Source organism: Pseudomonas rustica (assembly GCF_018336155.1).
Classification (GTDB): Bacteria; Pseudomonadota; Gammaproteobacteria; order Pseudomonadales; family Pseudomonadaceae; genus Aquipseudomonas; species Aquipseudomonas rustica.
In genome coordinates, this window is the sequence record NZ_JAGYHF010000007.1 from 39,638 (window position 1) to 60,122 (window position 20,485).

7 protein-coding genes are annotated in these 20,485 nt (G+C 58.9%); 3 read left to right on the forward strand and 4 right to left on the reverse strand.

Annotated elements, in window-relative coordinates; translation table 11 throughout:
- Positions 1 to 204: 204 nt before the first annotated feature.
- The 3 genes from KFS80_RS14745 to KFS80_RS14755 form a co-directional block, all read right to left on the reverse strand.
- On the reverse strand, positions 205 to 2,154 hold the full coding sequence (locus tag KFS80_RS14745; RefSeq protein WP_246541863.1) for a hypothetical protein: 1,950 nt from the start codon (positions 2,152 to 2,154) through the stop codon (positions 205 to 207).
- A gap of 171 nt (positions 2,155 to 2,325) precedes the next feature.
- Positions 2,326 to 4,254, reverse strand: a complete 1,929-nt coding sequence (locus KFS80_RS14750; RefSeq protein ID WP_212545163.1) for a hypothetical protein — start codon at positions 4,252 to 4,254, stop codon at positions 2,326 to 2,328.
- A 237-nt stretch (positions 4,255 to 4,491) separates the two neighbouring features.
- Positions 4,492 to 13,869, reverse strand: a complete 9,378-nt coding sequence (locus tag KFS80_RS14755; protein ID WP_212545164.1) for a retention module-containing protein — start codon at positions 13,867 to 13,869, stop codon at positions 4,492 to 4,494.
- A gap of 531 nt (positions 13,870 to 14,400) precedes the next feature.
- On the opposite strand from KFS80_RS14755, the gene KFS80_RS14760 reads away from it, so the two are divergent.
- The 3 genes from KFS80_RS14760 to KFS80_RS14770 all read left to right on the forward strand — a co-directional run bounded on the left by KFS80_RS14760 (position 14,401) and on the right by KFS80_RS14770 (position 19,774).
- The gene (locus KFS80_RS14760; protein ID WP_159814644.1) at positions 14,401 to 15,759 is read left to right on the forward strand and encodes a TolC family outer membrane protein; all 1,359 of its coding nucleotides are present in this window, start codon (positions 14,401 to 14,403) and stop codon (positions 15,757 to 15,759) included.
- Between the two features lie 183 nt (positions 15,760 to 15,942).
- On the forward strand, positions 15,943 to 18,102 hold the full coding sequence (locus KFS80_RS14765; protein WP_159814645.1) for a type I secretion system permease/ATPase: 2,160 nt from the start codon (positions 15,943 to 15,945) through the stop codon (positions 18,100 to 18,102).
- A gap of 310 nt (positions 18,103 to 18,412) precedes the next feature.
- Positions 18,413 to 19,774 (forward strand): HlyD family type I secretion periplasmic adaptor subunit, encoded by a 1,362-nt coding sequence (locus tag KFS80_RS14770; RefSeq protein ID WP_053118210.1) that lies wholly within the window; start codon positions 18,413 to 18,415, stop codon positions 19,772 to 19,774.
- 114 nt (positions 19,775 to 19,888) lie between these two features.
- On the opposite strand, the gene KFS80_RS14775 is transcribed toward KFS80_RS14770, so the two are convergent.
- Positions 19,889 to 20,485: a tRNA-uridine aminocarboxypropyltransferase gene (locus tag KFS80_RS14775; RefSeq protein ID WP_212545165.1), complete on the reverse strand. Its 597-nt coding sequence runs from the start codon at positions 20,483 to 20,485 to the stop codon at positions 19,889 to 19,891.

Consider the following 20,485-nt stretch of genomic DNA (forward strand, 5'->3'; position numbering starts at 1 on the left):
TCTTCATAATTTGATCACCTGAAAAAAAATCACACACCACTACCGCTGCGATAGCGCAAATGCGGGCGTACGGTAATGGCTTCGCCTAGGTAAAAAAGTAGGAAAAGTCTTAATAGACGCATGGAAAAGTCCTACTTTTTTAAATCAGGAAAACAGCTTTCGCAAAAAGAAAAGGAGGCAGTCAAGCCTCCCTCATTTCACCACTCAAATTTCGCAAGTACTGCCATCACCCGTTTTCACATGAACTCTGACCAAATGCCGATCAGCGCTTGCTGGGTGACCGTCGATGATTGCCTTATAAGTAACCGCCCCCCAAGCGGGCAAATTAGGAATTACCGTTGCAATGATTTTTTGATATGGGATTTTTACGATAAAACCAGCCGTCGCTTCCTGTAGAGTCGGCGTGTATTTAACCGTCTCAAGTGTGTCCGGTATCACCGTCGTACCCGCAGCATCTGAATAGCCCTGATAAGTAAACTCCAGCTCCTGATCCGCCAATTGTATCTCACCTGGCCCAACAGACACTTCCGCACATCTCACCAACAGAGTATCGGGCACTAGGGACTGGCAGTTAAACCAGTCGGTAAAGTCTGGATCAAGGTGCAGAATTTTCAACTCGGGCACCACACCGGGCCTGATTAAAACATCGACGTCTTGTGGCCGGGAATATTCAGCGTTGCCGTTAAGAGGATGGGTAATTTTATAAGTGACTGGTAGTGCTTTTGCGTTACCGGCATCACTCACCACGTCCCAAATCACATTGAACTGCAAGTTACCGGTTTCAGTGCCCGTCAGTTTTTTATAGCCGCCCTGCGCGTCGGTAAGCTCAACGCCTTTCCAAATTAGCGTAGCCTCATCATTCGCTTTGACACCGTCAAACACCGCAAAACTAACAGTCACGTTTGCGTTAGCATCTTCCGCTCGCAGAATATTATTACCGGTCGTCACAGCGCCTTTTACAACGGGCAACGCAAGTGTCGGATTTGGATTCTCTCCGCCCTCGCCAACACCTGGACGACGAAGATCGACGTCCACGTCTTTAGTGAGTGGCACTCGTGGATGGGGCGCACCATTGCGTATAATTTGATAACTGACGGGTACTGTCTTTATACCCAAGTCACCGTTAAACACATAATTGTAAGGAACGTTGATAAAGAACGGAAAGGTATTGATTTTCAGCGCCGGTAACTTCTTACCGTCGAACGTCACCTCAAGTTCATCGACCCCTTCCAGATAATTGGTGTATTCAGCCAAAATCCCCACACCCAGAGGGACTTGCGCATCGGCCAGATCCACCAGCTTTGGGGCGGTATCGTCATCAAACAGGGGAATATACGGAACCAGCAAACCTTCAGGGGGATCTGTCAGGGTGATACTGAGCTCGGTAAAAGCCGACGGTGAACTCTTGTTAGCCTTGCGATCTTCGATGTAGTAGAAGAGCGACTTGACCCCTTCCTCTGTTCCGATTTTATCAGCGGTAAGGTCGAAGGTAATGGGTAGCGGCAAATCGGCTTCGGTCAATGTTTTTCTGCCGACCAACACTGCCAGTGGCAAACTTTTGCCAAAGAAGCATTCGATGACGTCACCAATCTTTTTTTCCCCATAAGGGGGGACGGTCACCACCACTTTCCCATCGTTGTCATCCAGATACTTCTTGGTAATACCGTCGCGTTCAACCTCCGGTGGAACTTGCGGCTTACCGACGGGGAGCGGTGCGCGGTTATCAATATTGACAATCAGCTTGGAGACAAGTGGCTTATTACCACCGTGATTCAGGATATAACTCAACTCATGAGTACCGGGTTGTGCCGAGAGCCCCTCAGGCAGTACCAGAACAAACTCAGTAATTAATGGATCTACGGGAGTTACATACAATTCCCTGTCACCCACCGGAGTGCCATCCCATGTCAAATGCAAAAAACCCGCAACGGCCCCAGGATCTTCTGCCTCACTAAAGCGTGGGATCACAATTTTCAGCGGGAAGCCTTGAAAGCTGCTATGCAACTGATTAGGAAAATCATCGGTTTCATTAGGCAGCAAAAGATTATCAGCGTGCATGGCAGGCGGCGCAGCGTTAGTTTTAACACTGCGTCGCAGAACACTAAAATAACGCGCACGATTTTCCGCCGGTTTTAACGATTGAATAACAGTCATCTTGATTATCCTCTGAGCAACTTGATTGACTGGCACCGGACAATAAGGATCCTTGCCAGAGCACGTGGGCACTGATGCCATTTACAAACAACATTGCAAAAACAAATCGAGAAACCACAACGATCATTACAATGAGTTTTTACTTCACTCTTCGCTTACAGCCACTACAGCTTATTCCTGACAAATATCATTATCGGGGCCACAGACCACCCCGCTGGGCATGGTTCGATTAATAATCACGAAGTCAGGTTTGGATGAGCCAAGCCCACCGCTGTGTTTTCTCAAGTAATACCGACACAACGCCGAACCGTTATCGACCATTGGCGCAATCAGTCGCGGATAGTCACTGACATGCACATCAAATCCATCGCGCGCCTGATCCGCGGTCAGCGTGACTTCAAATGAATCATCGGTACCTGCAATCGGTGAAGAACCATTCTGATTGGCACAGCCTTGCCAGGTCAGTTCGACGACATCGTTCTCGGCGAACGCCGCGTTGCCTTTGATATGCACCCATACCCCTTCCCACAAACGGGGTCGGGCGCAGCAATGAAGTACGCCATCACGATCGGCATGGGTGAAAACCGGTTCCGGCAAATTGTCGATGACCACGATGGCCAGATTGAGCGGCGTCACTTGCGCCAATTGCTCATTGACGCCGTTGCTGGTGGTGTACCAGGTCGGCAGCGCAGGGTTTACTTTGTCTTTCTCAATGAATTCCCAGGCGATGCTCAACGGGATGATTTTCCCCGCCACGTCGCCCGACTTGACTTCGTACTCAGCGACCGGGCTCGGGATCGTTCCCCAATACAGGAAGACTTTCTGCCCCGGTAGCGGATTGTCGTAGAGGGTCAATCGCGCCTCGGCAGGCTTGCCGAAATCGCCAGGCAACAGCGTATTCAGTTGATTCGATACCGCGCCATACACCTGCAGTTTCGCCAAGGTGGGGTTCAATAGCGCCGGGGCGCTGTCGTGATCCTGGCCGGCGACCGTAAAGTTATACGGCACTTTTATTTCGGGGGACGGCAGGGTCAACGTTCCACCGCGGCGCACGCGATAAAGCACGGTCGCCTGCGCTGGCCCAAGACCGTCATCTATCAGGGTCGCCCAAGGTACGGTGGTCTTCAGTGGAAACCCGTCAGGATCGACATCAACCGAACCGAGATCATGGCCGTTCCACTTGATCAGAATCTGATCGCCGACAGCGACATCGTCATATTCGTCGATTTCGACCGTCACGGCGCCCTGATCCACTGCCCCTTCCCGGGCGTGCTGGCGGTCGAGCAAACCGCGCACCGACAATGGCACTCGTGGTGGCTTGAGATTACCGGGCGCCGCACTCAAGTCGACGCTGACCGCTAACAGTGTCGAACGCGGCCCTCGATTGCCCACCCAGTCGCGCAATCGGTAAAAGACATAACGCTGCCCGGCACCCCGCTGACGAATTACCGATTCGGGTACGGTGATGATCAATCGCTTGTCATCAATGTCCTGCTGATTGAATGTCTTCTCGCCGATCTCAATTTCAGAATCGGGCGGGGTCGGGTCATCCGACCAGTAAAAAATCGCGCGATCCCTGACTTTGGCATCCACGTACAGCGGTACTTGAAACTCCACCTTGCCATGTTGGGTGAGGTAGTCATCGGTGATAACGCCCGGGACATCGAGCATATCGAGTCGAACGGGTTCCTGATTGTCGTTGGGCGGGGATCGGTCGACGGTCACACGCTTGAGTGCCGAGTACAAAGGATTGCCGCCATAACTGACCCGATACGACAGGGAATAGGTGCCCTGATCCAGCTTGTCACGAGGCACCTTCAAGGTTTTATCCCCCGGTTCCTCGTATTCATCACGGAACACAGAAGTAAATGGCCCTCCCTCCAGCGTCCAGCTGATGTCGATGATGTAAAGCGGCTCCGGTGCTGTGAAGGCGGCGCTCCAATTGGGAACAACGACAACCAGGTCACCGCTCAACGCGTCTCTTGGTAACAGGCCTTCAGGGCTTTCCTGACCGTTTTCATCCTTGAGAATGACGGGCACTTTCGGCGCTTCGAGCGCCAGCTCCACGACAGGATTGATCGGGCTATCAGAAGACGCCATTACACCCACTCCCACAAGACTCGGCTGTCATGGAACACGCGGACGCGCGGCCTGTGTGTTCAGGCCTCTCTTGGGCCGTGAGTTGATTTAACGGCGTCGTCGTGAGCTTGGCTACTGTCAGAAATTACAGGTATTGCTACCGTCTGTCGGAGATACGCCCATTGGGAATGCTCAGGCACAAAAAAACCCGCCCTCCCCTTCAACCGGGAGCGCGGGTTTTGTCGTTTCAGCCTCGGATCAGACGGTATCGACCTTCAACGAGTGATCGTTGAGCATGCCGGTGATGATCGTCGCCGTGTCGTGCCCGCTGGCAATCATCCCGCCGGCCCCCGGTGTTACACCGTAGTGGCTGGCGAGGTTGACGCCGGCCAGGTCGATGGTCTGGTTTGGCGTGGCACCGGCCATGGCGCTGACGTCGATGCTGGTGAGCACCGACGCGCCCGTGCCGGTGACGGTGAAGTGCAGGTAGTCATCGAGCGACGCCGTGGTGCCGTTTTCACCTTGCAGCAGTTGCGACAGGTCGAGCTTGTCGGTGCCGGGGGTGAAGTCGGTGATGGTGTCGTGGCCGCTGTTGCCCTTGAGGTACTGGAAGGTGTCGGCCCCTGCTCCGCCGGTCAGGGTGTTGTTGCCCAGGCCGCCGATCAGCAAGTCGTCACCGCCGCCACCGTTGAGGATGTCGTTGCCCAGCCCACCATTGATCACGTTGTTATTGTTGTCACCGGTCAACGTGTCGTTGAAGTTCGAGCCGACGAGGTTTTCGATGCCCGTCAGGGTGTCAGTTCCGGCACCGAGGGTGTTTTGCGCACCGAGCAGGCCGAGGTTGACCGTGACGCCGGCGGTGGCGTGGGCATAGCTCGCCGTGTCCGTGCCGGTGCCGCCATCGAGAAGGTCATTGCCCGGGCCGCTGTAGAGCAAATCGTTGCCGGCGCCGCCGTGCATTTCATTGTTGCCGGAGCCTGCGGTAAGCACATCGTTGCCGTCGCCGGCGTTGATGATGTTGTTGCCGGTGCCGGCGACCAGGATGTCATCACCGGAGGTTCCGGTGAGGGTGTGGCCGTCCTGATAGCTGATGCTGACGTTGGCAGTGTCGCTGCCGCCATGGTTGTCGTTGGCGGTGTAGGTGCCGTTGAAGTCCGGGGTGATGTCGTGGGCCCCGGCGTAGTTGAGGGTCATGGTCAGTTGGTAGTTTTCCGCTGAGTTACCGCCGCTGCCCGTGGTGTCGTTGATGTTGGTGATATGGATTTGATAAGTCCCATTCGCGGCTGCCGTCAGCGTTTGCCCGTCTGCCAGCGTGGTGTAAGCGCCGCCGTTGATCGAGTACTCCATGGTGACGTGACCGGCCGCCAGGTTGTGATCCAGATTAAGGGTCTCACCCTGACGCAGATTGACGGTGATGCGGTCTTCATCGTTGGCGTTGCTGTTGGTCACCGCACCGAGATAACCGCTGACCACCAGCACAGCGGTCATGGTTGCCGCGTTGGCACTGAACGAATTGCGCACGTTAGCCAGGTTCTGGTTGGCCGCGGTATTGGCGTTGGTGCCAGTGAAGTTGATCGCCCCGGTGCCGGTGAAGTCCGCCGCTTTCGAGATCCAACCGGTATTGAACGTCGTCGGCGTGGCATTGAGCGTATCGCCATTCGGATCGGTGTCGTTGGCCAGCAGCAATTCGCCCGGCACCACGACGTTGCTCGACAGCACGTTGGTGATGACGTGATCGTCCGCCGCCACCGGCGGCGCATTGGGGATCACTTTCACGGTCAGTGTCGAGCTGGCGAGGTCGCCGTCGTTGTCGCTGACGGTGAAGCCGATGTTCTCGGTAATCACCACGGCGGTGGTTTTCTGCGAAGTGTAGGTGTAGTCGCCGGTGTCGAGGTTGACCACCAGCGTGCCGCCATTGTTGGTGGCGATGCTCACCGAGTTGTTTACGGTGTTGAACGTGCCGTGGTTGGTGCCAACCGTCGCCGTCAACGAACCCTGACCGCTAAGGGCTTTCGGATCGTAGGTGTAGGTGGTGCCGTCGACGACGATGGTTTTGATAAAGCCGCCATCCGCGCCGAACGTACCGCCCTCGCCCAGCAACGAACCGGTAACCGGCGCGCCGACCACGGTACCCGAAAGCACCGAGTTGAGTTGGTTGAGATCTGTCACCACTACAGCGTTGGTGTTGGTGTGGGTGATGCCGTCGTACGCCACTGGATCGAGGTTGGCGTTGCTCACGCCGCTGCCCAGACCGATCGCGTAGTTACGGATGTTGTTGGCGTCGAGGAAGGCTTTCAGCGCGGTTTCATCCGCCGTGCCGATTTCCTGGCCAGTGGTCGGTTTACCGTCGGAGAAGAAGTAGCCAACATTCTGCGCGCCGGTGAGTTTGCCCGAGGTGTTGAACGCAGTCTGCATGGTCGCCACGGCGGCGTCGTAGTTGGTGCCGCCGCCCGCGGTCAAACCCGCCAGTATCGTCTTGGCAGTGGCGATATCGACCCACACCGAGGTGCGATCGGTAGCGCTGCTGCTGAAGGTCACCAGTTGCACCTTCACGTCGCCGAGATCGTCGTATTTGTCGAGCAAGGCACTGATCGCCTGCTTGGCCAGCGCCAGTCGCGACAGGCCGGGCACGCCGGAGGCGTCGGCCATACTGCCGGAGATGTCGAGGACGATCAGCAGGTTGGAATCGATCTCCACCGCTGCCACCGAACGATCGGAAGCCACGGCTTTTGGCACGTCATCGACGATGTTGACGACGATGGTGCTGGTGGTGCTGTTGCCCAGTGCGTCAGTGGCTTTGTAGGTGAAACTTTCGCTGAGGCTGTTCGCCCCGTCGTTGGCGTTCGGCGAGGTTTTCGGCGCCGAAGTCAGCGTGTAGGTGTAGGTGCCGTCGGCATTCAGCTGGATCTGCCCGTAGCTGCCAGTGGCGCTGCCGACCAAGGTGTAGGTCAGCGCGCCGCTGCCGCCGGTGACCGCGCCGACCAGCGTGCCCGTCGCGGTTTCACCGGTGTTGGTTGGGTCGCTGCCGGTGACCGTGCCGGCGGCCAGATCCTGGCCGTCCTTGGTCAGGTCGAGGGCTTTTTCGTAGACCGTGACGTCCTGATCGACCGAGGCAATCAGTTTGCTGTCGGCGACGTTGATGGTGATGGTCGTGGTGCTTTCATCGCCGTCGCTGTCGCGGATGGTGTAGGTGAAAGTGTCGGTCGCGCCCGCAGGGCTCACCGAGTTCGGGTTGCTGTGATAAACAGCGTTGCCCGCAGCATCGAGGGTCAGGTAACCGAAGTTGCCGTTGATGTTGCTGTTGAGCCCGCCGATGGCCGAGGTGCCGGTGTTGCTGCCGGCGCGCACGCCGACCACCGCCCCGCCTGTTGCTGCGCCATCGGCGCCGGTGACGTCATTGCCCAGCACGCTGATGTTGACGGTACCGCCCTCGGCCACCGAGCCGGTGTCGGCTTTGGCGGTCGGCAGGTCATCGATGATGTTGACGTTGATCTGGCCGTTGGCAGTGCTGCCGTCGGTGTCCGTCGCCACCACGTTGAAGTTCTCGGTGAGGCTGTTGGCACCGTTGGCGTTCGGGTGTGTTTCGTTGTCGACCAGGGTGTAGCTGTAACTCACGACACCGGTGGTCGGGTTGTAATTGGTGATGGTGAAGGTGCTGCCCAGCGGCGAAACCACCGATTGCGGGAAGCCGGCGGCGACACCGTTGGTCACCACGGCAATGCCGCCGACCGTCAGGGTTTGCAGGCCGTCGAGGGCGGTCACGGTGAAGGTGCCGCTCTGGGTCAGGGCCGGAGTATTCGGGCTGGTGCCGTCGCTGAGGTTTTTCTCGTAAACGGTGAGTTCGCCGCCGTTGACGTCGAGGCCGTTGAGCACCACCGGATCGTCATTGTTATGGATGTTCAGCACCAGATTGGCGGTGCTGACGTCGCCATCGGCATCGGTCAGGGTGTAGGTGAACGTCTCGGTGCCGTTGCCACCGCCGTGCAGATTTTTGAAGTCAGCATCGCTGGTGTCCAGCGTGTAGGTGTACGAGCCGTCGGCGTTGAGCACCAGTTTGCCGTAGGTGCCGGTGAAGGTGCCGGGGGTAATCGGCCCGCTCGCGACCACGTCGGCGCCTTGCACATCGTTGGTCAGCACGTTGCCGGTGAGGGTCAACAGGCTTTCCGAAGCGCTGTTGGCGTTGCTGTCGTTCACTGCATGTGGCACGTCGTCGACGATGCTGACGACGATGGTGCTGGTGACGATATTGCCCAGCGAATCGGTGGCCTGATAGGTAAAACTTTCGGTCAGGATGTTGGCGCCGTCGTCGGCATGCGGCGTGGTGGTCGCCGGCGATGTCAGGGTGTAGGTGTAGGTGCCGTTGGGGTTGAGGACGATCTGTCCGTAGTTGCCGGTGGCACTGCCGACCAATGCATAGCTGATCGCGCCGACCGCGCCAGTGACCGAGCCGACCAGGGTGCCGGACGCGGTTTCGCCGGTGTTGCTCGGGTCGCTGCCGGTGACCGTACCGGGGGCCAGATCCGCGCCGTCCTTGGTCAGGTCGAGTGCTTTCTCGAACACGGTCACATCGGTGTCGCTGGTCGCATACAGTTTGCTGTTGGCGACGTCGATGGTGATGGTTGTGGTGCTTTCATCACCGTCGGAATCGCGTACGGTGTAGGTGAATACATCCACCGCGCCCGGGCCGTTCACCGCATTGGGATTGCTGTGGTAGACGGCGTTGCCATTGGCATCCAGAGTCAGATAGCCGTAGGTGCCGTTGATGTTGCTGTTCAGGCCACCGAGGGCCGAGGTCGACGTGTCGGCGCCGGCACGCACGCCAACCACCGCGCCGGTCGCCGCCGGGCCATCGGCGCCGCCGATATCGTTGTCGAGCACATTGCCACTGACGGTTCCGCCCTCTGCCACCGACGCGGCATCAGGGTGGGCGCTCGGCAAATCATCGACGATGTTGACGTTGATCTGGCCGTTGGCGGTGCTGCCATCGGTGTCCGTCGCCACCACGTTGAAGTTCTCGGTGATGCTGTTGGCGCCGTTGGCATTCGGGTGGGTTTCGTTATCGACCAAGGTGTAGCTGTAGCTGACGACGCCGGTGGTTTCGTTGTAACCGGTGATGGTCAGCGTGCTGCCCAACGGCGTGGTGATCGATTGGGGGAAACCTGCGGCGACGCCACCGGTCACCACGTTGATGCCGCCGACGGTCAGGGTTTGCAGACCGTCGAGGGCAGTGACGGTGAAGGTGCCGCTCTGGGTCAGCGCCGGGGTATTGGGGTCGGTGCCGTCACCGAGATTTTTCTCGTAGACCGTCAGTTCGCCGCCATTGACGTCGAGGCCGTTGAGCACCACCGGGTCGTCATTGTTATGGATGTTCAGCACCAGGTTCGCGGTGCTGGTATCGCCGTCGGAGTCGGTGATGGTGTAGGTGAAATTCTCGGTACCGTTGCCGCCGCCGTGCAGATTTTTGAAGTCGGCATCGGTGGTGTCGAGGGTGTAGGTGTACGTGCCGTTGGCATTGAGCACCAAGGTGCCGTAAGTGCCGGTGAACGTACCGGCGGTAACCGGCCCGCTGGCGACACGGTCGGCGCCCTGCACATCGTTGGTCAGGACGTTGCCGGTCAGCGTCAGTTGGCTTTCCGACGCCGTGGTTGTATTGCTGTCGTCCAGCGCTTTAGGCAGGTCGTCGACGATGTTGACGTCGAGGGTTGCATTGGCGGTGGTGCCGTTGTCGTCGACAACGGTGACGGCGAACTGCTCTGGCAGATTGTTTGCGCCGTTAGCGGTTGCGTGCGCTTCGTTATCGACCAGGGTGTAGCTGTAGCTGACGACGCCGGTGGTTTCGTTGAAACCGGTGATGGTCAGTGTGCTGCCCAACGGGGTGGTGATTGATTGCGGGAAGCCTGCGGCCACGCCGTTGGTGACCACGGCGATGCCGCCCACGGTCAGGGTGGTTACGCCATCGAGTGCGGTGATGTTGAACGTGCCGCTTTGGGTCAGTGCACCGGAGTCTGGTGCACTGCCGTCGCTGAGGTTTTTCTCGTAAACGGTGAGTTCGCCACCGTTGACGTTGAGACCGTTGATGATCACCGGATCGTCGTTGTTGTGGATCTGCAAGACGAGGTTTGCGGTGCTGGTATCGCCGTCGGAATCGGTGATGGTGTAGGTGAAGGTTTCTGTCCCGTTGCCGCCACCGTGCAGCGCTTTGAAATCGGCGTCGGTGGTGTTCAGCGTGTAGGTGTAAGTGCCGTTGGCGTTGAGCACCAAAGTCCCGTAAGTCCCGGCAAACGTCCCGGCGGTAATCGGCCCGGCATTTTCGCCAGTGGCCACGCGGTCAGCGCCCTGCACATCGTTGATCAACACGTTGCCAGTGAGCGACAGATTGGTTTCCGAGGCGGTACCTGCGTTCGAGTCATCCACGCCTTTTGGCAAGTCATCGACGATATTCACATCGAGGGTCGCGTTGGCGGTGGTGCCGTTGTCATCGACGACGGTGACGGCGAACTGTTCTGGCAGCGTATTCGCGCCGTTAGCGGTTGGGTGCGCTTCGTTATCGACCAGGGTGTAGCTGTAGCTGACGACGCCGGTGGTTTCATTGAAACCGGTGATCGTGAGCGTGCTGCCCAATGGCGTGGTGATTGATTGCGGGAAACCTGCGGCCACGCCGTTGGTGACGACGGCGATGCCGCCAACCGTCAACGTGGTCACGCCGTCCAGCGCAGTGATGTTGAAGGTGCCGCTTTGCGTCAATGCACCGGAATCTGGTGCGCTGCCGTCGCTGAGGTTTTTCTCGTAAACGGTGAGTTCGCCGCCATTCACGTTGAGGCCGTTGATGATCACCGGATCGTCGTTGTTGTGGATCTGCAAGACGAGGTTCGCGGTGCTGGTATCGCCATCGGAATCGGTGATGGTGTAGGTGAAGGTTTCGGTGCCATCACCGCCGCCGTGCAACGCTTTGAAATCAGCATCGGTGGTGTTGAGGGTGTAGGTGTACGTGCCGTTGGCGTTGAGCACCAAAGTCCCGTAAGTCCCCGCAAACGTGCCGGCAGTGATCGGCCCGGCATTCTCGCCAATGACCACACGGTCGGCGCCCTGCACATCGTTGGTCAGCACGTTGCCAGTGAGCGACAGATTGGTTTCCGAGGCGGTACCTGCGTTCGAGTCATCCACGCCTTTTGGCAAGTCATCGACGATATTCACATCGAGGGTCGCGTTGGCTGTGGTGCCGTTATCGTCGACGACGGTGACGGCGAATTGCTCTGGCAGAGTGTTCGCGCCATTGGCGTTCGGATGCGCTTCGTTATCGACCAGGGTGTAGCTGTAACTGACGACGCCGGTGGTTTCGTTGAAACCGGTGATCGTGAGCGTGCTGCCCAGAGGCGTGGTGATTGATTGCGGGAAACCTGCGGCTACGCCGTTGGTGACGACGGCAATACCGCCAACGGTCAGCGTGGTCACGCCGTCGAGTGCGGTGATGTTGAACGTGCCACTTTGGGTCAGTTGGGTGGAATCTGGTGCGCTGCCGTCGCTGAGGTTTTTCTCGTAAACGGTGAGTTCGCCGCCATTCACGTTGAGGCCGTTGATGATCACCGGGTCGTCGTTGTTGTGGATCTGCAAGACGAGGTTCGCGGTGCTGGTATCGCCATCGGAATCGGTGATGGTGTAGGTGAAGTTTTCAGTGCCGTTACCGCCACCGTGCAGCGCTTTGAAATCCGCATCGCTGGTGTTCAGCGTGTAGGTGTAAGTGCCGTTGGCGTTCAGCACCAAAGTCCCGTAAGTCCCCGCAAAAGTACCCGCTGTGATCGGGCCGGCATTCTCGCCGATGACCACACGGTCGGCACCCTGCACATCGTTGGTCAGCACGGTGCCGGTGAGGCTGAGATTGGTCTCCGAGGCGGTGCCAGTGTTGCTGTCATCCACCGCTTTTGGCAGGTCGTCGATGATGTTCACATCGAGCGTGGCATTGCCAGTGGTGCCGTTGTCGTCGACGACGGTGACAGCGAATTGCTCTGGCAGAGTGTTCGCGCCATTGGCGTTCGGATGCGCTTCGTTATCGACCAGGGTGTAGCTGTAACTGACCACGCCTGTCGCCGCGTTGAACCCGGTAATGGTCAACGTGCTGCCCAGCGGCGTCGTCACCGATTGCGGAAAACCAGCCGCGACACCGTTGGTGACCACAGCAATACCGCCGACGGTCAGCGTGGTGACACCATCGAGTGCCGTCACCGTGAAGCTGCCACTTTGCGTCAGCGCTGCCGAATCAGGTGAACTGCCCAAGGCCAGGCTTTTCTCGAAAACCGTCAGCTCGCCGCCCGCAATATTCAAACCGCCGAGGGTCACCGGGTCGTCGTTGTTGTGGATCTGCAAAACCAGATTCGCGGTGCTGCTATCGCCGTCCGAATCGGTGAGGGTATAGGCGAAGGTTTCGGTGCCGTTGCCACCGCCGTGCAGCGCTTTGAAATCGGCATCGCTGGTATTCAGCGTGTAGGTGTAAGTGCCGTTGGCGTTCAGCACCAGGGTGCCGTAAGTGCCGGTGAACGTACCGGGCGTCACCGGGCCAGTGGCCACGCGGTCAGCGCCTTGCACATCGTTGGTCAGCACGTTGCCGGTCAGCGTCAGCAAGGTTTCCGAAGCGGTTGAGGCGTTGCTGTCATCCACCGCGCGCGGTACGTCATCGGTGATGTTGACGTCGAGCGTACCAGTCGCGGTGTCGCCATTGCTGTCGCCGGCAACCACGGTGAATTGTTCACTGAGGTTGTTCGCGCCGTCGCCCGCCGCGTGGGTGTCGCTGCCGTTGAGGGTATAGCTGTAGGTGACGACACCGGTGCTTGCGTTGTAGCCGGTGATGGTCAGGGTGTTGCCCAATTGCGTGGTGATCGACTGCGGGAAACCGACCGCCACACCGCCGCTGACCAGGCTGATGCCGCCGACGCTGAGGCTGGTCAAACCGTCCGGCGCGTTAACGGTGAAGCTGCCACTTTGGGTCAGCGCTGCCGGATTGGCGGCCGAGCCGTCGGGCAGATTGGCTTCGTTGAGATTCAGCTCGCCACCCGGCACGGACAGGCCGTTGAGGGTCACCAGGTTGTTGACCGGTGGCGGCACGATCACTGGTGTGTCGTCGCCGTTGTCGATCACCACGTTGTGGCGTTCTTCAGGGAATTCAGGAATGCCGCCGAACCCGGCGGTGGGGAAACCGATGATCGGATCAACCCGCCCGCCGACTTCCGTCAGCAAGACAAAACTGTGACCACCGCCCGCTTCACCTGGCGCGCCACCCGGAGCGTTTGGCCCGGCGGCAGTGGCTTCAGCGGTTTTCGAGGGGTCATCACCGGCGGCGATGGCTTTCTGGATTTGCTCAACGTCGGTCAGTTGCGCTTCGCTCGGCGTCACCGCCTCGGCCGCGTTCACGTGCGCGGCCTGATCGGCGAGCAGTTGCCCGGACAGGGTCATGCTGCTGCCGCGCCCAAGGGTTAGCTCTTTGCCATTTTGCAGATGAACGGCGACGGCGCCTTCGGCTCCGGTGATCAATTGATCGCCGGCAAACAGCCGATCGCCTTCGACCAGCGCGCGTTTTGTGCCGTCCGCTGCCTGTGCGAAAACCTGACCAATGACTTTAGTGACGGTACCGATGAGCGTTGCCATGTGAATTCCTCCGCTGCCGACCACTGTCGGCACTGGTTAACGAAGTAGCCCATGGCTCAATCGGGTTGCCGTGGCGACGCTCGCGCCTTCGACAGTTCGTTCGCAGGTTGCGCCGTTCAGGAAACATCAGTGCTATCAAGCACTTGAAAACCCTGATCAATGCAGCATTCCCACGAGCGCTACGTAACGCTGGTGAATCACTCGAGTGACAAAAATCTGTCGCTCCCCAGTCGCTACGCGTCCCTCCCCTTCAGCAGTACTTCGCCGTATGTCGCAAAGTGAATGGAACTTTCCTCAAGCCTTTCTGCGCTCCCTAGCGCGCATAAAACAAAGGCTTTCGAGCTGAACAATGTGCCGGATTTTACAAACCGCATAAGTTTTTTTCGGAATAAGCCTTATGAAAATTTTTTCTTAGCTACGCTTCATTATGTTCTTAGCTCTGTTGTTACAAGAGTGAAACGCTTTCCACTAAAAATATCGTCAAATTTTTGGCGACAGTAACACACCATCAGGACTCAGGGAGATGCACCCATGCGCGTTTTAACCCCCCTCTGCAGCGCGGTTTTGCTGGCCATGGCTTGCACATCCCAAGCCCAGGCCATGAACCTCACCGAGGCGATCCAAAGCACCATTGCCACCCACCCGGAACTCGCTTCGCGCGTGGACGCACGCCTGTCGGCTGATGAACAGATCAAAGTCGCCAAGGGCGGTTTCTATCCGTCCGTCGATTTGAACGCCGCGTATGGCCGTGGCTACAGCGACAACACCAACACCCGCGCCTTCGGTAACCACGACACACGAATTCTCAACTACACCCAATCCGAGCTGCGCTTGCGGCAAATGCTGTTCGACGGTTTCAACACCGCCAACGAGGTTGAGCGCACCAAAGGCGTGTCCAATTCGCGCGCCTACTACGCGCAAGGCACCGCTCAGGATCTGGCCCTGCGCACCATCGAGGTCTACCTCGAAGTGCTCAAGCGCCGCGAACTGGTGACTTTGGCCACGAATAACCTGCAAGCGCACTTGCGCGTCAACGATCAGATCGGCCTGCGCACCGAGCGCGGCATCGGCAGCACCGCCGACTCCGATCAATCGGTGGCGCGTAAAGCGCTGGCGCAAAACAACCTCGACACCGCTGAAGTGGATCTGGCGGATGCCGAGTCGAACTTCTTCAGCGTCGTCGGGCGCATGCCTGATGAACTGGAAGCCCCGGCCACGACCCGTGGCGAGTTGCCGACCACCCTGCCGGAAGCCCAGCAGAGCATGGTCGAAAACAACCCGTACCTGAAATCGGCGCAGGCCGACGTGCAATCGGCCGAGAGCCAATACGAAGTCGCCAAGTCGCCGTTCTACCCACGTTTCGACGCAGAAGCGGCAGTCGGCGCGAACAACAACGTGCAGGGCGATGAAGGTCACGACAACGAATGGCGTGTCGGCGTGATCATGAACTACAACCTGTTCCGTGGCGGCAGCGACAAGGCGCGACTGGCCTCCGATGCGCACCAGATCAACCAGGCAATGGACATCCGCAACAACGCCCTGCGTCAGCTCAACGAGAACATTCACCTGGCCTGGAACGCCATGCTCAACGCGAAGAAACAGACCCCGACCGCCCGCGAATACGCGGAAACCACCAAGCGTGTACGCGCCGCGTATCAGGATCAGTTCGGCCTCGGCCAACGTACCCTGCTTGACTTGCTCGACAGTGAAAACGAGCTCTACAACGCCAACCGTCGTTACACCGAAATTCGCTACACCGAGGAATATTCGATGTACCGCGTGCTGGCGAACATGGGCCAGTTGCTGAGCAAACAACGGGTGGTGCTGCCCGCCGATGCGATCGCCTCCAGCGAAGTGAAAAACGAAGCCCGCCTCCCAGAGCTGAAATAACCCCTCTGTAGGAGCTGCCGAAGGCTGCATGATCGTTCCCACGCTCTGCGTGGGAATGCCTCTAGGGACGCTCTGCGTCCAGTGACGCGGAGCGTCACGGGCTTCATTCCCACGCAGAGCGTGGGAACGATCACGCAGCAGGGTTGATGTGGGTGTCCGAGCCAGTTCAAAGGAGCGATCAATATGACCAGCATGGAACCCGGCAACTCTGGGGTCGATCCGCGGCTGAGCTTCGATGATCCGTTACTCGACGGTCTGTTGATTCTCTGCAAACTGCATGGCGCGACGGTCAGTCGCGCCAGCCTGAGTGCCGGGCTGCCGCTGAACAAACAACGTTTGAGCCTCGATTTGCTACCCCGCGCTGCTGCTCGTGCAGGGTTGCAGGCGCGGATGTTGCGCCGTGAACTGAAAGACATCTCACCGCTGAACCTGCCGATTCTGTTGTTACTCAACGACGGCCGCACCGCCGTGTTGCGGCGCTTCGGCGATGACGGCAAAGCGCTGATTCTGCCCAGCGAAGCCGATGGCGGCGAGCAATGGGTCAGCCGTGAAGAACTCACCGAACACTACAGCGGCCAGGCCTTGTTCGCCCGGCCGCGGCACGAACTCGAAGACCTGCGCTCACCGCTGGTGCCGCGCGTGCATGCCTGGTTTCGCGACACCCTGAAGCTGTCGAAATGGCTATACGGCGACGCGATTCTCGCCAGTTTCCTGATCAACCTGTTGGGCCTGATGGTGCCGCTGTTCGTCATGCAGACCTACGACCGCGTGGTGCCAAACCAAGCGACGTCGACCTTGTGGGTGTTGTCGATCGGCCTGTTGATCGGCACCGGTTTCGAACTGGTGCTGCGGGTGGTGCGTGCGCACTTGCTCGACACCGCCGGCAAGAAAACCGATGTGATCCTTTCCGCGACTTTATTTGAACGCATCACCGGCATGTCGATGAAGGCACGGCCAGCGACCATTGGCGGGTTTGCGCAGAGCATTCATGACTTTCAGGGCCTGCGTGAATTCCTCACGGCGGTGACGTTGACCAGCCTGATCGACCTGCCCTTCGTCGTGCTGATGCTGGTAGTGATCGGTCTGCTCGGCGGCTGGCTGGTGGTGATTCCGATGTTGGCGTTTCCGATCACGATCATCTTCGCCTTGGCGATTCAGGTGCGCCTGCGTGACACCGTGCAGAAAAGCCTGAGCCTCGGCGCCGAACGCCAGGCCGTGCTGATCGAAACCCTCGGTGGCCTGGAAACCCTCAAGGCCTGCAGCGCCGAAAGCGAGCGCCAGCACAAATGGGAAAGCACCCACGGCGCCCTCACCCGCCTCGACAGCCATGCGCGCAATCTCTCGGCGCTGGCAACCAACGGCACATTGTTCATTCAGCAGTTCTCGGGGATGGCGACGATTGTCGCCGGGGTTTACAGCATCATCGCCGGCAACCTCAGCGTTGGTGCGCTGGTCGCCAGCTACATGCTCGGCAGCCGCGTACTCGCGCCGCTGGGGCAGATCGCCGGGCTGATCACCCGTTATCAGCAAGCGCAATTGACCATGAAAAGCACCGACGCATTGATGTCGTTGCCGCAGGAACGCGACGGCAAACAGCGGCCGCTGGAACGCACGCAACTGCAAGGTGCGCTGGACGTCAACGGCGTGACCTTTCACTACAACGGCCAGAATGCGCCGGCCCTGAGCAACATCAGTTTCAGTCTCAAAGCCGGCGAACGGGTTGGCATTATCGGTCGCAGTGGCTCGGGTAAAAGCACCTTGGCGCGATTGGTCATGGGTTTCTATGAGCCAGAAGAAGGCCAGTTGCTGCTCGACGGTCTCGACCTGCGGCAACTGGATGTCGCGGATCTGCGCCAGCAAATCGGCTATGTCGCCCACGACCTGCCGCTGCTGGCCGGCAGCCTGCGCGATAACCTCACCCTCGGCGCACGCTACGTCAGCGATTCGCGGATGCTTGAAGTGGCTGAGCTGACCGGCGTCACCGAACTCGCTCGCCAGCATCCGCAAGGTTTTGATCGGCCGGTCGGTGAGCGCGGGCAATTGCTTTCCGGCGGCCAACGCCAAGCGGTATTACTCGCGCGTTCGCTGTTGCTCGACCCGCCGATCATGCTCCTCGACGAACCCACCAGCGCCATGGACAACAGCAGCGAAGACATCCTGCGCCAGAAACTTCATGGCTGGGTGCAAGGCAAAACCCTGCTGCTGGTCACTCACCGCACCTCGATGCTGAGCCTGGTGGATCGGCTGCTGGTACTCGACAACGGCCGGATCGTCGCCGACGGCCCGAAAGAAGCAGTCATCGAAGCACTGCGCAAGGGCCGCGTCGGCTCTGCGGCGGTGTAGATGCTTAACCATAATTTATGGCTTACACAAAAAAGTGCCCTGCATTGCACAGAACCTGTGCCTTACACAAAACCTGTGGCGAGGGGATTTATCCCCGTTTGGGTGCGCAGCGCCCACAAGATTTTTGGGGTTGCTGCGCAACCCAACGGGGATAAATCCCCTCGCCACAGGAAACCTTTTTGGCCACAGGAATTTTCTGTGGCCACTGGGAAATTCTCAGGCCAAAGGGAGTTCTCTGGTTACAGATACGCGCCCCTGGCCACTAATGGGTCATCCAGTTTGATGTTTCTTAATTGAGGGGTATCGCCCCATGTCGGCATCTTCAGATAGCAAATCTCGCGGCTACTTCGACAGTTTCGGCAAAAGTGCCGAAGCCGAGTTCATGCCGGAAACCGCCGGGGCGGCGTTGCAGGATTCGCCGCGCTGGTCGCGGATCACCGTGTGGCTGGCGGCGGGGCTGCTGATCAGTGCGGTGGTCTGGGCCAAATTCGCCGTGCTCGAAGAAGTGACCATGGGCGAAGGCAAGGCGATTCCGTCGAGCAAGATTCAGGTGATCCAGAACCTTGAGGGCGGCATCGTTACCGAGATCTTCGTGCGTGAAGGGCAAATGGTGAACAAGGGCGACACCCTGCTGCGTCTGGATGACACGCGTTTCCGTTCGAACAAAGGCGAGAGCGAGGCCGATCGTTATGCGCTGACGGCGCAGGTCGAAAGACTGTCGGCCGAAGCGGAAGGCCGGCCGTTCAAGCTCTCCGATGAAGTGGTCGCCAAAGCGCCGCAAGTCGCTGAAGACGAGCGCTCTTTGTATGACCAACGCCAGCGCCGACTGGCCAGCGAACAACGAACCCTCAGCGAACAACTGCGGCAGAAAACCCAGGAACTGGCGGAATTTCGTTCCAAGCAGGGCCAGTTCAGTTCCAGTCTGGCGTTGCTGCAGCAAGAGATGAACATGTCCGAACCGCTGGTGAAAACCGGTGCGGTGTCGCCGGTGGAAATCTTGCGATTGAAGCGCAGCGCCGTGGAGATCCGTGGCTCGCTGAACGCCACCACACTCGCCATTCCCCGCGCCGAATCGGCGATTGCCGAGATCCGCAGCAAGATCGACGAATCCGAACAAACCTTCCGCTCCGAAGCCGCGAAAGAGTTGAATGAGAAGCGCACCGACCTGTCAAAAATCACCGCGACCAGCATCGCCATCGACGACCGGGTCACCCGCACCACCGTGACTTCACCGGTGCACGGCGTGATCAAGCAATTGAAGGTCAACACCATCGGCGGCGTGGTGCAGCCGGGCAGCGACATGGTTGAAATCGTGCCGCTGGAGGACAACCTGCTGATCGAAGCCAAAGTGCGCCCGCAGGATGTCGCGTTTCTGCATCCGGGGCAGAAGGCGATGGTCAAGTTCAGTGCTTATGACTACACGATTTACGGCGGGCTGAGCGCCAAGCTTGAGTTGATCGGCGCGGACACGATTACCGATGACAAGGGCAACAGCTTTTACCTGATTCAGGTGCGCACCGATAAAAACCATTTGGGCGGGGATGTGAAGCCGTTGCTGATTATTCCGGGAATGGTTGCGACGGTGGACATCATTACCGGCGAGAAGAGTGTGCTGGATTACTTGCTGAAACCGGTGCTGAAGGCCAGAACCGAGGCGATGCGCGAGCGGTAGCGAATGATCGTTCCCACGCTCCGCGTGGGAATGCCGCCCGGGACGCTCCGCGTCCCTCTGCGACTGTGACGCAGAGCGTCACTGGATGCATTCCCACGCAGAGCGTGGGAACGATCATCTATCGCCATGATTACGCTGAAAGGTCTCCTCCCCCATCGCCGCAATCTGCCCCTCGATCAACGCTTCAAACGGCTTGAGCAACGGCTCAAACGAAACCGGTGACTCCAGCGTTTGCAATGCCTGCACAATCGCCTCAACCGTCGATAACGCCCCAGGCCCCGGGGCCTTGCGCAACCGATAGCGCGACACCCCGCCCTCGGCCAGCGTCATCCGTGGCAACGCCGCCAGCAGTGAATTGAGGTGCAGCATCTTGCGCGCTTTACGCCACGTTCCATCAGGCACCACCAGCAACAACGGCTCATCCGACTCGGCGTAAGCCTGCATCGGCTGCGCATCATCGGCGGGAAACAACAACCGCGCCCGATACCCCGGCTGATTCAGCAACGTCGGCAAATCCTCAAACACCTCACCCACAATCAACTCGGCATTGCTCAACCCCAGCGCCGCCAATCGCGCGGTGTTCAACGCATGATTGACCTCGCTCGGATGCTGCAACAGCAACACCCGCGTGCGGCTGTCGAGGCTGGGGATCAGCGGGCACAGGCAATGGGTTTGTGGGCGCAGGCAGCGCGGGCATTGTGGTCTGGACAT

Coding starts and splice junctions, on each gene's coding strand:
- KFS80_RS14775 (WP_212545165.1), bottom strand. CDS start 20,485: ATGTCCAGACCACAATGCCCGCGCTGCCTGCGCCCACAAACCCATTGC.
- KFS80_RS14760 (WP_159814644.1), top strand. CDS start 14,401: ATGCGCGTTTTAACCCCCCTCTGCAGCGCGGTTTTGCTGGCCATGGCT.
- KFS80_RS14750 (WP_212545163.1), bottom strand. CDS start 4,254: ATGGCGTCTTCTGATAGCCCGATCAATCCTGTCGTGGAGCTGGCGCTC.
- KFS80_RS14770 (WP_053118210.1), top strand. CDS start 18,413: ATGTCGGCATCTTCAGATAGCAAATCTCGCGGCTACTTCGACAGTTTC.
- KFS80_RS14755 (WP_212545164.1), bottom strand. CDS start 13,869: ATGGCAACGCTCATCGGTACCGTCACTAAAGTCATTGGTCAGGTTTTC.
- KFS80_RS14745 (WP_246541863.1), bottom strand. CDS start 2,154: ATGACTGTTATTCAATCGTTAAAACCGGCGGAAAATCGTGCGCGTTAT.
- KFS80_RS14765 (WP_159814645.1), top strand. CDS start 15,943: ATGACCAGCATGGAACCCGGCAACTCTGGGGTCGATCCGCGGCTGAGC.